This window comes from Acinetobacter halotolerans (assembly GCF_004208515.1).
GTDB lineage: Bacteria > Pseudomonadota > Gammaproteobacteria > Pseudomonadales > Moraxellaceae > Acinetobacter > Acinetobacter halotolerans.
Genome location: NZ_SGIM01000008.1, coordinates 97948 through 111733, shown reverse-complemented (window position 1 = coordinate 111733; position 13786 = coordinate 97948). Strand labels below are relative to the sequence as shown.

The window sequence follows — 13786 nt, the reverse complement described above, 5'->3', positions numbered from 1 at the left end:
AATAGCAGACCACAATATGGCGGATCGTGATTGAGAAAATTATGTTTAATATTTTCAAAAATATATTTTTTATGTTTTGATTTATTCACTTTGAATTGACTATGTTGTTATCCCTTACCGCTTAACTATGTTAGGTCTAAAACAGCACACTTGTTTGATCAAGTGTGCTGTTTTTAATGCAGTGTAACTAACGAATTAGAACTGATAGTTTAAGCGTACCAAGAAGTTACGAGGTGTTCCTGGCATGGATTCTGAACGCCAATATTTTTTATCCGTCAAGTTATTGACAGCAATCGTCAAGTTCCAAGGATCAGCACTATAACCAACTGCAGCATCAAAGCGTGTAAAACCTGCAAAATCATTTGGTTCTCTATCTAAATTACCATTTTGATAGATTTGGGCATCCCCCACATAAGTTGCCCCCACTTCCCCATAGATTTTATCTGTTGGTAAATAACGTACAAATAAATTACCCATATGTTTTGGTACATTATTAAGCGCTTTCCCAACATTGTCTGGTTTTTCTTTGTCTTTGCTAACCTCTGCATCCATATAGCTATAACCACCACGCACAAAAACATTATCAAGTGCGCGACCAATAAAGCTAAACTCCATTCCTCTAGAGCGATGTTGTCCACCGACAGCCCACTCTTCTGGTTTATTTTCAGGATCAGGTGTATAGCGAATATTATTTTTACGGATATCAAAAACAGAAAATTGAGTATTAAGTCGGTCATTCAACCAATCACTTTTTACACCAATTTCATATTGTTCATTGTATTGTGGATCGGCATCAAACGCATTGACATTGGTATCTGCTGATACAACACTTAACCCTACACGTCCACCGAATGGCGCAAAACTTTTACTATAAGAAGCATAGAAACTTTGACTTTCTACAGGCTGCCAAATAAAACCAATGTTTGGACTAAAGCTTTCTCCATCAATACTACGTTGGTAATCATCATCTTCACTTTTTTTCAAACGATTGGTTGTTTGGGAATGGAAATAGTCATAACGACCGCCCAACATCATTTTGAAATAGTCATTAAAGCTAATTAGATCTTGAATAAATACACCATAGCTTTCCCCTTGGTTATAGTTGTGTTGATTGATAACTTTCTCTCCGTCACGATTTTGCTGTGTAAGTGCACTTGTTAACGGATCATAAAAACCATCAATTCTTGAACCATTCACATTTTTATTTGCCAACAGTGGTTCACGTTGTTCATAAGTCCAATCAGCACCCACTAATATGTTATGTTTTAGACGCCCCGTATCAAACTCCCCTCGAATATCAAAGGTATTACTTGTTGTTTTATTACTTGTCTGCTGCCAATAATAATTCTGAGAAATTTTTCCAACATTATTGTAACAACGACGCTGCTCCTCTGGGACATAATTTCTATCTCCAACTTTGCTACTTTCACCATTACTTGTAGTTGAGTTTGCAGCACAATAAGTGCCACCATAGAAATGATCAAAATTCTGCTCAGTTTCTCGATAGCTCACTGCCCAATGAAAATTCCAATTTGGCGCAAACTCATAATTCAAATCCGATCGTGCAACTTGTAAGACATCATTTACATAATCACCATCTTGTGCAAAACCTGTTTTGATTGATGTCCCTTTTGGGAGTGTGATATACGAGGGACCACGATCTGGCACACGATGTAACTTGTCATAGGTATATTGCATCGTCCAAGTGAGACCATCATCATTTTTATAAGTAAAACTTGGCGAAAGCATTTCGATCTTATTTTCAATACCAGTACGGAAACTATTTGACTCCCCATATTCCCCTGTCAAACGTACAGCCACGTTATCCGTCAGTACTTGGTTTAAATCAAGTGTTGTTCCATAGTTATCATAAGATCCCCCATAGACTCCTACCGAACTTTTAGAATCAAAGTTGGCAAATTTACTGACCATATTGATCACACCACCACCAGCACTACGACCATATAGTACTGAGGCAGGTCCTTTTAAAATCTCAATACGTTCAATGTTGGCTGTACTACGACGGACTTGCCCACTTTCGCGTATACCATCACGATAAATATCACCAGTATCTGCATTAAACCCGCGTATGCTGATCCCATCACCACGCATATCATAGTTGGTTGATACACCTGGCGTACCTTGTAGCATCACACTTAAATCATTAGCACCATAAATTTTATATTTTTGCACATCGATCGTATCAATGGTCTGCGGAATATCTTTCTTCTTTAAACCATTCCGCGTCACACTCGCCTGATCATAATCAATATAGCTTTTAATCGGATCAAGCTCGCTCATTGCTTCAATTTTGATGGTTGGCATTACAGCAGTTTGACCGTTTGTTTCATTTGCAATTACATACTGCGCTTGAAGCATCATCAAACTCAATAAACTAAATTTAAAAATAGGCTGGCTATTGTGACCAAGGTGGAGAGAAAGCATAAATTTTCCAAAAACAATTCAAAAAAATATTTAAAATATACAAACGATACAATTCTAATAAAAACAATTCTCATTTTCACTACATTTCGTATTAATTTTCATTCTATTGATTGTTTTTCTTTCACCCTCTCTAGGAAGTAGATTTTTTTATGAATGGCAAAAAAGCACTACTACAATCACAATAATTTGCGTCTTGGCTGTTATCATAGATTAGGATATTTAATAAATGAATGAACCAAGCAAAGAATCGACATGAGAGCTGAATTAAAAGCAAGAATTTTGAAAATCTGCGACGAAAAAATTGAGAAAAAAGGCAGTAATGTCGGACTATCTTTTTATGCTTTTTTCGCTAACAAAAATGATGATCCTGAATGTTTAATGGAGGCAGCGCACTGGTGGATAATGGAACACCAATTAGATCATTTTGAAAAAGCCACAAAGATTAAAGAACTTGTCTTGAAGACATAACGATGACCGAGTGTAAACATGATCCTTTATTTTTTATTCTGAATTGTCTGAAACAGTTACAGCTACGTCCCTACCTTTCAGTGTCTGATTAGATACAGACCATTTCTATCATAAAAATAACAGCGTATATTGTTCTAAAATTTATATTTAGCATGCGACATGATTTCCAGAAAAACCAGCGATGCAGGCATCTTCTTGTGGATGGTGTATCAAACCATGCACAAGATGAATCTAGATGCAGCTGCAATTTTTGCCAGTGTTCACCTACCCGATCAACCGCCAGATAAATTCGTCCGTCGTGATAACTCAACACAGCTACGCTTTTGGCATTCCGCAGAAGAAATCAGCAAAGATCAAAATATCGGATTACATGTGGGCGCAAATGTACCACCCTTTCGTGGACAAGTGATTGAATATCTTTTTCTCAGTAGCCCAACCTTTGGTGAAGGATTGCAACGTACTATTCGCTATCAAGCATTACTCACAGATGCGATGTCTTTAAAACTCGAAAGTCATGATGATAATGAGATTGCGATCATTTCTGGTCTCAATCATCCCGTAAGACATTACTTAGAATGTGCGATAGGAATTTTGCTTAATTTCTTCAAATATATAAGTGAAGATGCTTTTACACCTTCTGAAATTTGGCTTCCTAACGATGAAGGTGCCAAGCTGGATGAATATAAAAAGATATGGGGGTGTAATGTCAGACTTGGACAAACTGAAGGTCGTATTTTCTTTGATGCGAAATTATTAGACCAGCCTTCGCCTGCTTATGAACCTGAGTTATTAAAAGTCCATGAACACCATGCCGCCTCACAACTTGAGCTTTTACATAAACATCAACTTATTCATGAGATAGAAAAGATTTTGGCCAGCGGATTATTGGAATCGAGTGAGTTTGATCAGAATATTGTTGCTGGTCGATTAAATCGTAGTGCCCGCAGTTTAAGAGCGGATTTGCAACTTTTGAATACAAGCTATGAAAAAGTCATTGCTCAATATCGTGAACGGCTTGCTCGACGCTTACTGTCTCAGACCCAAGAGTCAATTGATCAAATTGTTTATCTCACTGGATTCTCAGAACCCTCTGCATTTTCAAGAGCTTTTAAACGTTGGACAGGTGAAACTCCAACAGCCTATCGACAACGAAAACAACAATAATTTGATTTGATCGGCAAATCATACCTGCCAGTTCAGTCAAAAACTTTTACCATTAAGTTTCTACAATCCGATTCATGTTTTATGAGGGAATCTAACATGATCGGTTTTCCAGTAGGTATCTTTGTTGCAAATGGGATGGAATGGTATTTTCATAAGGTATGGCTACATGAATTTCCAAGTAAAAATAGAAATAGCCCCTTCTTTACTCATATCGCCCATCACAAACGTGCGCGTTTAAATGGTTTTCATGATGAGGGTTATGCTGAGTCAATGTTTAAAAATGCTGAAATTTATAATGAAAAAACAGCATTATATGGTTTAACTGCTGCTGCAACTATTTTTCTCCCTGTGGCTCCTTTCTTTACCGCTGGTTTGTATTATGGGATTTGGAATTATTGGAAAGTCCACGCTAAGTCTCATCTAGACCCTGAATATGCGCAAAAAAGGATTCCTTGGCACTATGACCACCACATGACCAGTAATCAAAATGCAAACTGGTGTGTCACGCGACCTTGGTTTGACTACATCATGGGAACACGCGTAATGACCGACGCTTCGACCACTGAAACCAACCCTCTCGCCATGAAAATGCCTATTTGGTTAGAGAAAAGGGTGAATAAAGCAGCTCGTCGTTTACTGCCTAAAGCTTTTGCAAAAATTGATGCAAATACACAGCTTGATCAACAGAATTTACGCCAAGGGATTGAGGTGGTTTTATAGAGTTATAATTTATTCAAAAAATATAAGCCTAATTATTGATTAGGCTTTTTATTAAACTTATTCCATTAAATACTTCAAAACACCATCATTAATAGCTATTATTCAACTCTAAAAATAATCCTATGTAGAATATTAAAATGTTAAATATGAAATCCAGTATCGCTCTTTTAGCTACATCACTGCTACTTTCAGCTTGTGGGGGAAGTGACAATGAGCAGAACACAAACAATACAACTCACCGAGCAGCTTTTACAACAACGTTTGAAAGCAATCTAACATTCCAAAAAAATTCAGATTCAGTGATTCAGATTTCAGGAAGAAGTAGCAATCAAGATGAAGATATAAATGCTTACGCTGTTACTCATTACTTTGATAAAGGTACTGCTTCAATTGTATTTAGTTTTAATTTCGATAAAAATGATATAGCCAATACTCTACATGTTAATTACGACCCAATTCTAAAGAAAGTATTGAACATTTCTATTGGGGAGAACTATTTAAATGAAAAAATTCAAAACCTATCGAAACCCAATATTTTTGCTTGCTCAGAATCCTTTGCTTTTGACTCTTGTAAGAATATTGATATTAAATTTGATGAAAAAACGGGCTATAGTGAAATCAATTTCGTTAATACAAAACTATCCCCCCCAAATATTACGAGTCTTTCTCCAATCAATGAAGATAATCGATCCACAATTGAAAAAAGCTATATTTCTTTAAACGGAAAACTTTCTGGTTTCCTCTCAACTCCCCCACAAACTTTGCAAAATATAAGAAAAACCAGCCAATTGAACATTTCTGCAAACCAGCAAGCTGTTCCTTTAATGGGAGCAATTTATGATCCAGAAACAAGCGCACTCTTTTTTAGTTCACATACTGATAACGGAATTGATGCGGATTTAAAATTAGGTACGTTTACGACCTATCTTGAAGACAATCTCGCTATAGCGTCTTCACTGCAAACTGAAGTTTTGTATGGCTTCTCAGGTGCGTGTATGTCTGCGCTTCTCACAATTCCAGTTAAAGAACTGACATCTATTGAGCCGACTGAAAATTCTAATGATATTACTTTAGCATTCAACCAAGCAGTATATAGCTATGAAAATAATGTACCATTATTTCCCAATATGCCTGTTCCATCTGAATGTGCTAAGACCAATTTACAACTTGATGGCTCATTAAAAGTCAACAAACCTTTTACTCAACTTCAAATAACGCCAATTCTAAAAAGTGAGGATACTCTACACTTCGTTCAGCCCGCTTTGTATTTTGACGCTACCAATCATAATATACAAAAATTCGGAAATGATACGATCGATGTCAGCGTCATTGATAATAAAATTAAGCAAATTAATTTCAAAGCAACTCGGAATAACCCTAATCCTAGTACAGGATTAATATTCGAGGAAATACAATACAATTATGAATGTAATGCAACTCAATCATGCCAAGGGGTTAGCTATAATCCAGAAAATAACAAACTTATCTTCAAAAATACGATGCTAACACTTAAAGGAACTGCTGCTGATGAAGTGAATAAAAATATTATTTTAAATGGTATATTTGATTTTGCAGGGCGTTAATTTGTATTAAGTAATATCACATTTCTAAAACCGAGCTACTTACTTTAGCTCGGTTTTTTTATTCAACTAATGCGCACTGGTTTTCGATAACAAATTCAATATCAATACACCAGCCATAATCAATGTAATACCCACAATACCCCAAACATCTAGTTTTTGATCAAAGACAATCCATGCAACAGCCGAGATAAGTACAATCCCCAACCCAGACCAAATTGCGTATGCAATACCAACTGGAATCGTTTTTAAAGTTAAAGACAAACAATAAAATGCAATAATATAACCCACAACAACAACCATAGAAGCAATCGGCTTAGTAAAACCTTCACTACTTTTTAAAGCTGAGGTAGCAATCACTTCCGCGATAATTGCCATAAATAAAAACATCCAATTTTTCATTAATTTTTATACCTCATCGAATGTATTCAAAAGGTAAGACACGCTAGACAGAAAAAAACACCCTTTTAGCAGGGTGTTTTTTCATTATCTTCTATTGACCAGAATTAAGCTGATTTCTTTGCCATATTATTTTTACGAATCGTAATCATGACCAATTGAACCGCGGCTGGAGTCACACCCGGAATACGATTGGCTTGCGCCAATGTTTCAGGACGAACTGTTTTCAATTTTTGTGTAATTTCACGAGATAAGCCCGATACAATATCATAATCAAAATCAACTGGGATCTTGGTTTCTTCCAAACGCTTCATTTGAGCAACGTCATCATGTTGACGATTGATATAACCTGCATATTTCACAGCAATTTCGATTTGCTCACCCACATGTTGAGCAACATCCGAACCTGTCAATTCTGCGATTTGACTGAAATCAATATTTGGACGTTTTAGCAAATCAATTGCACTGCATTCTTTACTAAGATCTGCGCCTGTCATTTCAACAAACTTTTTACCCATTGGGTTATTTGGTGCAGCCCACAAATGCTGTAAACGAGAGGTTTCACGCTCAACCGCTTCCATTTTCTCACTATAAGCAGCCCAACGTTCATCATCAACCAAACCAAGCTCACGACCAATCGGCGTTAAACGTTGATCAGCATTATCTTCACGCAACATCAAACGATATTCTGCACGTGAAGTAAACATACGGTAAGGCTCTTTAGTACCTAAAGTGATGAGGTCATCAACCAATACGCCCATATATGCTTGATCACGTTTTGGTGTCCACTCTTCTTGTTCCCAAGCACGACGTGCCGCATTCAAACCAGCAAGTAAACCTTGCGCACCAGCTTCTTCATAGCCAGTAGTACCATTGATCTGACCAGCAAAATACAGGTTCTGAATCGCTTTAGTTTCAAGCGTAAATTTCAGTGCTTGTGGATTAAAATAGTCATATTCAATCGCATAGCCAGGACGTAGGATATGCGCATTTTCCATACCACGGATCGAACGAACTAAATTGAACTGCACATCAAACGGCAATGAAGTCGAAATACCATTAGGATAAAGCTCATGGGTATCCAAGCCTTCAGGCTCTAGGAAAACTTGGTGCGAATCTTTATCTGCAAAACGATGAATTTTATCTTCAATCGATGGGCAATAACGCGGCCCAACACCTTCAATCACACCTGTATACATCGGCGAACGGTCTAAACCACCACGAATAATCTCATGGGTTTTTTCGCTTGTATGCGTGATATAACAATTCACTTGTTCAGGGTGCATCGACACATCACCCATAAATGACATCACAGGAGATGGAAAATCGCCTGGTTGTGCAGTCATGACTGAAAAATCGACCGTGCGTGCATCAATACGCGGCGGCGTACCTGTTTTTAAGCGACCCACTGGTAATTTGAGTTCACGTAAACGCTGTGCCAATGCAATTGACGGTGGGTCACCTGCGCGACCACCACTCGAATTTTGTAAACCAATATGGATGACACCACCCAAGAAGGTTCCTGTCGTCAACACTACAGTTTTAGTGTCGAATCGAATACCCATTTGAGTGACAACACCTTTAACAGTATCGCCTTCAACAATTAGATCATCCGCCGCTTGCTGGAAAATATCTAAATTGGCTTGGTTTTCTAAGGTATGACGAATCGCAGCTTTAAAACGAACACGGTCAGCCTGTGCACGTGTTGCACGAACTGCCGCACCTTTACGCGAATTTAAAATACGGAACTGAATACCACCTTTATCTGCCGCCAGTGCCATTGCACCGCCGAGCGCATCGATCTCACGGACTAGATGTGATTTACCAATACCACCAATCGCAGGGTTACAGCTCATCTGCCCCAAAGTCTCAATATTATGCGTCAACAATAATGTTTGTCTTCCCATACGTGCAGCTGCAAGCGCCGCTTCCGTACCAGCGTGACCGCCACCAATTACGATAACGTCGTAAACTTTAGGATAGTGCATAGTGGTAAATGTGTATTCAAAAAATGACAGAGCATTATACAGGATTTTCCTTGTTATTTGAAAAAAAGCAGTGAGATTGTTGCTGCTTACAAAAGATTGATAAGACTACGAAAGACACAAAAAGAAACTTTATGTTGCATTTTCCCTGTACTTTTAACAAAGCGCTCTAAAATTGCTAACCTGATCACCACTGTCTTATCTCAAAATATTTCTATCCTAAAAGTATAGAACAAATACTTTAGGAAAATGAAATGAACTCGAAGCTTTTACTGTCATCATTAATCTGTGGTTTATTTTTTACTGTAACGGCTCAAGCAAATGCTAAAACTGCCACTGATCCACTGACCCAGAAGTATCAGCAAGTATGTAAAGGTAAGAAACAAGGTGATGCGGTTTCATTTGCCCACAAAGGTGTTGTTTTTAACGGTGCTTGTGAAAGCGATGAAAATAACAAGCTAAGCTTCCAACCTCCAACGCCTGCCTCTGAAGCGCCAGTCGAAACACAAAGCAAAATTTCAGAAACGCAATCTGAACCACGCCCTGTAAGCACACCGACTGAAATGCCTGCAGAAGCACCATCTGAACTTGCTGCACCGATGGGAAATACCGAACAACCAATGATGGATAATGATCAAGAAGCACCTTAAATCAATCAAGGTGCTTAAATGAAGACCCAATGAAAGAAAGGATGCCGCGTGATGTGGCATCCTTTCATGTTTTTTAAATACCGAATTCTTAGAAACTACAGTTATTTCATCTTAAAAATTGTAATCTGTCTATTTTATAAGCCCTTTAACAAGCCTGAATCCATTACAATAATCCCAAATACATTTACTTAGGTTGTCCTGTGAACTGGCTACAAATTCATATTACTGTCGATCAAGATCAAGTTGAACTTACTGAAACCCTACTCTTATCATTAGGTGCAGTGAGTGTAACTTTAGATGATGCCGAAGATCAGGCTTTACTTGAACCATTACCAGGTGAAACACCACTTTGGAACAAAGTCATTGTTACAGGCATTTATCAACAAGAAGAAGATGATCCAATTGATGTCGATACGTTGGAAGCATTCTTAAAAGCACAACTTCCAGATGTTCCGATGCGTCATGAATATCTAGAAAACCAAGTATGGGAACGTGCGTGGATGGACTATTACGAGCCAATCCAAATTGGTGAGAAATACTGGATCGTACCTGAATGGCTAGAACCTCCAGAAGCAGATGCAACCAATATTAAACTTGATCCAGGTTTGGCTTTCGGTACAGGTAACCATGCTAGTACGTTCTTGTGCTTACAATGGTTAGGCAAAACCGATGTCAAAGATAAAGTTGTGATTGACTATGGTTGTGGCTCAGGAATTTTAGGTGTTGCAGCATTGTTGCTCGGCGCAAAAAAGGTCTATGCAACAGACATTGATCCACAAGCAGTCTTGGCGACCAAACAAAATGCAGAATTAAATGGTGTACTTGATGGTCTTTATGTAGGCTTACCAGAAGAGTTCGATCAAGAATTTAAAAAACAACAGGCTGATGTACTGGTTGCAAATATTCTGGCAGGACCATTAATGGCACTTGCGCCTGAATTCTCAACTTTATTAAAAAATGAGGGCGAGTTCGCACTTGCAGGTGTAATAGAAGAGCAAGTTGCTGATGTTTCTAGTGTTTACTCTCAGTTTTTTGATATATTAGAGATTGAAAAGCGTGAAGAAAACTGGTGTCGCATTTCAGGAAAACGAAGAACAACTTGAGACCTCTATAAATTATGAGTGAAAAACAAACCCGCTGCCCTAAATGTTCAACTGTGTACAAAGTGACCCTTTCACAACTCAGCGTTGCACAGGGCATGGTTTGTTGTCCGAAATGTGTAATTAACTTTAATGCACTCACTAATTTACTCGCTTCTGAACAAGATGAAACGATTGCAGTACCCGCAAATCGTTCATTATTTTCCTCGATCCAACCAAACAGCTCATTTGCAGAAAAGCAAATGCAAATTTTAAGTATCTTTGATCAGAAAATTGAAAACTCAAATATCGATCTACTGACTTATTTAAACAACCTGAATTACTTCAACACCGAGCCAGTAACAGCTTTACCCAACTTAAACCTTTCAGAGGACACTCTTCTAATTGATGAGACCTCAAACGAAAGACAACATGGTTGGCTGTATTACACGCTTTGGGGGGTTGGCAACATTATTCTTATATTGGTATTTGCCTTCCAAATTTTATGGTTCAATCCCAAACTAATGCACGAAAGCCCTGCATTAAACCGAATCTTTAACTATGCATGTGGTGCTTTAACATGTAAAACAAGAGATGAGCAGTATAAACATTTAAACTTTGAGAAAATAAACGTTAGACCTGCCGAGCAGAATTCAACGCGCTTTTCAGGTACCCTCGTCAACAGACATCAAAATAGTGTTGTGCTGCCAGCCATTAAAGTTGTTTTGAAAAACAATGGTGAAGTGATTTCAAATACGGTATTAACGCCGCAAAACTATTTGGTTGATAGCTTAAAGACCATTCAACGCATCCCGACAAATAGCCCATTTAGGTTTGAATTTACCATCCCAAATAGCAAAAACAGCTTCAATGACTATAGTTTAGAAATTGTACAACCCTAAAAACGTAAAAAAAAGACAAAAAAATATAAAAAAAGTGCAGTTAATTTGCTCACTTTTTCGCTGACAGTGGTATGATACGCGCCACGAAAGCTTTGACCTACATACTCCTCGTAATTTAAAGACAAAAAATAGTTAAACGAACTGTGCTTCCATCCCATAAGCGCATTGTCGGTTTTTTTGTTTTTGAAAGTAGGCTGTAACAAATATTTAACTATTGTTACGCTTATTTTTTACACAATTCGAGGATTTGTGGCAAGCTAATAGTCCCATTGTTTTAGAGTCACTGTTTTAGGATCTAAAACAGGACTCAGTAATTCAGACCACATTTATATATCACTTTATCCAAGTGATATTTTTATTTTTCGGATTAAAACGCATGAATAGCAAATCTCCTATTTTTACGGCTCAATCTGATGTCGCTCTCCGCATCCATGTAGATCGCGCAGTTCGTCATTATTTTGCACAATTGCAAGGTGAGCAACCATCTCAAGTGTATGACATGGTTTTAGCAGAAATGGAGAAACCTCTTTTATCTGTGGTCTTAGAATATACTCGTGGCAATCAAACACGTGCTGCTGAGATTCTAGGCCTTAACCGTGGAACTTTACGCAAAAAGTTAAAAGCTCACGGTTTAATGAGTGAATAATTGATAAAATGCTCACGTTCTCGTGGGCATTTTTTTTGTGCCTTTGTTTTAATCTGTAGACTTCAAACTGTTGACTAAAATCATGACTATCAAACGTGCTTTAATCTCTGTTTCAGACAAAACTGGAATCGTTGAATTTGCTCAAAATCTTGCAGCTCTAGGGGTAGAAATTTTATCTACTGGCGGTACATATAAGTTGCTTAAAGACAACAATATCGCCGTAGTAGAGGTTTCTGAACACACAGGTTTTCCAGAAATGATGGATGGCCGTGTCAAAACACTGCATCCAAAAATTCATGGCGGTATTTTGGCGCGTCGTGGTCTAGACGAAGCTGTGATGCAAGAACACGATATCGATCCTATTGATCTCGTTGTGGTAAATCTCTATCCATTTGCCGCAACAGTAGCAAAACCAAACTGTTCACTTGCTGATGCGATTGAAAATATCGACATCGGTGGCCCAACGATGGTTCGCGCGGCTGCAAAAAACCACGCATCCGTCGGTATTATTGTAAATGCTTCGGATTACGATACCGTCGTTGCTGAATTAAAAGCAAATGGGACTTTATCTTACGAAACGCGTTTCGACTTAGCTGTAAAAGCATATGAACATACGGCGCAATATGATGGCATGATTGCATCTTATTTAGGCGCACGTGTAGGTAAAACTGAAGGTGAAGCGGATACATTTGCGCGCACATTCAACACGCAACTCAATAAAGCACAAGATTTACGTTATGGTGAAAATCCGCACCAAAGCGCCGCTTTCTATGTCGAAGCAAATGCACAAGAAGCATCTGTTTCAACTGCTAAGCAGTTACAAGGTAAAGAGCTTTCTTATAACAATATCGCTGATACAGATGCCGCACTTGAATGTGTGAAGTCATTTGTTAAACCTGCTTGTGTTATTGTTAAACATGCGAACCCATGTGGTGTTGCTGTTTCACTCGATGGCATCAAAGCGGCTTATGATCTTGCTTATGCAACTGATCCAGAGTCTGCATTTGGTGGCATTATTGCATTTAACCGTGAGTTAGATTTAGAAACTGCTCAAGCAATTGTGGATCGTCAATTTGTTGAAGTGATTATTGCTCCAAGTATTGCTGATGGCGTACTTGAAGTGACAGGCGCGAAAAAGAATGTCCGCGTCATGGTTTGTGGCGAACTTCCTGCGATTGATGCACGTGCGCCACAACTTGATTATAAACGTGTCAACGGCGGCCTACTGGTTCAAGACCAAGATTTAGGTATGATTAGCAAAGATGACCTAAAGGTTGTCACCAAACGTGCACCTACTGAACAAGAGATTGATGATTTAATCTTTGCTTGGAAAGTGGCGAAATATGTGAAGTCAAACGCGATTGTTTATGCAAAAGATCGTCAAACTGTGGGTATCGGCGCAGGTCAAATGAGCCGTGTCAATTCTGCACGTATTGCAGCGATTAAAGCTGAACATGCTGGTTTAGTGGTTGAAGGTGCAGTAATGGCATCTGACGCATTCTTCCCATTCCGTGATGGTATTGATAATGCTGCTAAAGCAGGCATTAAATGTATTATCCAACCGGGTGGTTCAATGCGTGACGAAGAAACAATTGCAGCCGCTGATGAAGCTGGCATCGCAATGGTCTTTACAGGCATGCGTCACTTCCGCCATTAATAACACCCAAGTCCCTCTTTCTTGCGATGCCTTATAGTCGCATCTCAGGGGGACTTTTTTATTCTGAACAGGTATATTCTTAAATACGGAA

The 13786-nt window shown here is 38.4% G+C and carries 12 protein-coding genes; 9 read left to right on the top strand and 3 right to left on the bottom strand.

Annotated elements, in window-relative coordinates:
• Positions 1-195 precede the first annotated feature (195 nt).
• Positions 196-2445, bottom strand: a complete 2250-nt coding sequence (locus EXE30_RS10760; protein ID WP_130162379.1) for a TonB-dependent receptor — start codon at positions 2443-2445, stop codon at positions 196-198.
• A 252-nt stretch (positions 2446-2697) separates the two neighbouring features.
• On the opposite strand from EXE30_RS10760, the gene EXE30_RS10755 reads away from it, so the two are divergent.
• From EXE30_RS10755 to EXE30_RS10740, 4 genes are all read left to right on the top strand, one after another.
• On the top strand, positions 2698-2913 hold the full coding sequence (locus tag EXE30_RS10755) for a DUF6500 family protein (RefSeq protein ID WP_130162378.1): 216 nt from the start codon (positions 2698-2700) through the stop codon (positions 2911-2913).
• Between the two features lie 159 nt (positions 2914-3072).
• On the top strand, positions 3073-4077 hold the full coding sequence (locus tag EXE30_RS10750) for an AraC family transcriptional regulator (RefSeq protein ID WP_130162377.1): 1005 nt from the start codon (positions 3073-3075) through the stop codon (positions 4075-4077).
• Positions 4078-4173: 96 nt separating this feature from the next.
• Positions 4174-4797: a sterol desaturase family protein gene (locus tag EXE30_RS10745; protein ID WP_130162376.1), complete on the top strand. Its 624-nt coding sequence runs from the start codon at positions 4174-4176 to the stop codon at positions 4795-4797.
• 137 nt (positions 4798-4934) lie between these two features.
• On the top strand, positions 4935-6380 hold the full coding sequence (locus EXE30_RS10740) for a hypothetical protein (RefSeq protein ID WP_130162375.1): 1446 nt from the start codon (positions 4935-4937) through the stop codon (positions 6378-6380).
• Positions 6381-6446: 66 nt separating this feature from the next.
• Here the strand turns inward: EXE30_RS10740 and EXE30_RS10735 are convergent, their stop codons facing one another.
• Positions 6447-6779, bottom strand: coding sequence for a DMT family transporter (locus EXE30_RS10735; protein WP_130162374.1), 333 nt, complete (start codon positions 6777-6779; stop codon positions 6447-6449).
• 104 nt (positions 6780-6883) lie between these two features.
• Positions 6884-8764, bottom strand: coding sequence for a tRNA uridine-5-carboxymethylaminomethyl(34) synthesis enzyme MnmG (gene mnmG, locus EXE30_RS10730; RefSeq protein ID WP_004670589.1), 1881 nt, complete (start codon positions 8762-8764; stop codon positions 6884-6886).
• Positions 8765-9015: 251 nt separating this feature from the next.
• On the opposite strand from mnmG, the gene EXE30_RS10725 reads away from it, so the two are divergent.
• From EXE30_RS10725 to purH, 5 genes are all read left to right on the top strand, one after another.
• A complete protein-coding gene (locus tag EXE30_RS10725) occupies positions 9016-9411 on the top strand; it encodes a hypothetical protein (protein WP_130162373.1) in 396 nt (131 codons plus the stop codon).
• Between the two features lie 200 nt (positions 9412-9611).
• On the top strand, positions 9612-10514 hold the full coding sequence (prmA, locus tag EXE30_RS10720; protein WP_130162372.1) for a 50S ribosomal protein L11 methyltransferase: 903 nt from the start codon (positions 9612-9614) through the stop codon (positions 10512-10514).
• A gap of 14 nt (positions 10515-10528) precedes the next feature.
• A complete protein-coding gene (locus tag EXE30_RS10715; protein WP_130162371.1) occupies positions 10529-11392 on the top strand; it encodes a zinc-ribbon and DUF3426 domain-containing protein in 864 nt (287 codons plus the stop codon).
• A 376-nt stretch (positions 11393-11768) separates the two neighbouring features.
• A complete protein-coding gene (gene fis / locus EXE30_RS10710) occupies positions 11769-12038 on the top strand; it encodes a DNA-binding transcriptional regulator Fis (protein ID WP_001086304.1) in 270 nt (89 codons plus the stop codon).
• 82 nt (positions 12039-12120) lie between these two features.
• Complete coding sequence (gene purH, locus EXE30_RS10705) at positions 12121-13695, top strand: bifunctional phosphoribosylaminoimidazolecarboxamide formyltransferase/IMP cyclohydrolase (protein ID WP_130162370.1); 1575 nt, start codon at positions 12121-12123, stop codon at positions 13693-13695.
• Positions 13696-13786 lie beyond the last annotated feature (91 nt).

Excerpts from the sequence above, each read along its gene's own strand:
- fis (WP_001086304.1), top strand. The coding sequence starts at position 11,769 with ATGAATAGCAAATCTCCTATTTTTACGGCTCAATCTGATGTCGCTCTC.
- EXE30_RS10750 (WP_130162377.1), top strand. The coding sequence starts at position 3,073 with ATGATTTCCAGAAAAACCAGCGATGCAGGCATCTTCTTGTGGATGGTG.
- EXE30_RS10760 (WP_130162379.1), bottom strand. The coding sequence starts at position 2,445 with ATGCTTTCTCTCCACCTTGGTCACAATAGCCAGCCTATTTTTAAATTT.
- EXE30_RS10735 (WP_130162374.1), bottom strand. The coding sequence starts at position 6,779 with ATGAAAAATTGGATGTTTTTATTTATGGCAATTATCGCGGAAGTGATT.
- EXE30_RS10745 (WP_130162376.1), top strand. The coding sequence starts at position 4,174 with ATGATCGGTTTTCCAGTAGGTATCTTTGTTGCAAATGGGATGGAATGG.
- purH (WP_130162370.1), top strand. The coding sequence starts at position 12,121 with ATGACTATCAAACGTGCTTTAATCTCTGTTTCAGACAAAACTGGAATC.
- EXE30_RS10725 (WP_130162373.1), top strand. The coding sequence starts at position 9,016 with ATGAACTCGAAGCTTTTACTGTCATCATTAATCTGTGGTTTATTTTTT.
- EXE30_RS10715 (WP_130162371.1), top strand. The coding sequence starts at position 10,529 with ATGAGTGAAAAACAAACCCGCTGCCCTAAATGTTCAACTGTGTACAAA.
- EXE30_RS10740 (WP_130162375.1), top strand. The coding sequence starts at position 4,935 with ATGTTAAATATGAAATCCAGTATCGCTCTTTTAGCTACATCACTGCTA.
- EXE30_RS10755 (WP_130162378.1), top strand. The coding sequence starts at position 2,698 with ATGAGAGCTGAATTAAAAGCAAGAATTTTGAAAATCTGCGACGAAAAA.
- mnmG (WP_004670589.1), bottom strand. The coding sequence starts at position 8,764 with ATGCACTATCCTAAAGTTTACGACGTTATCGTAATTGGTGGCGGTCAC.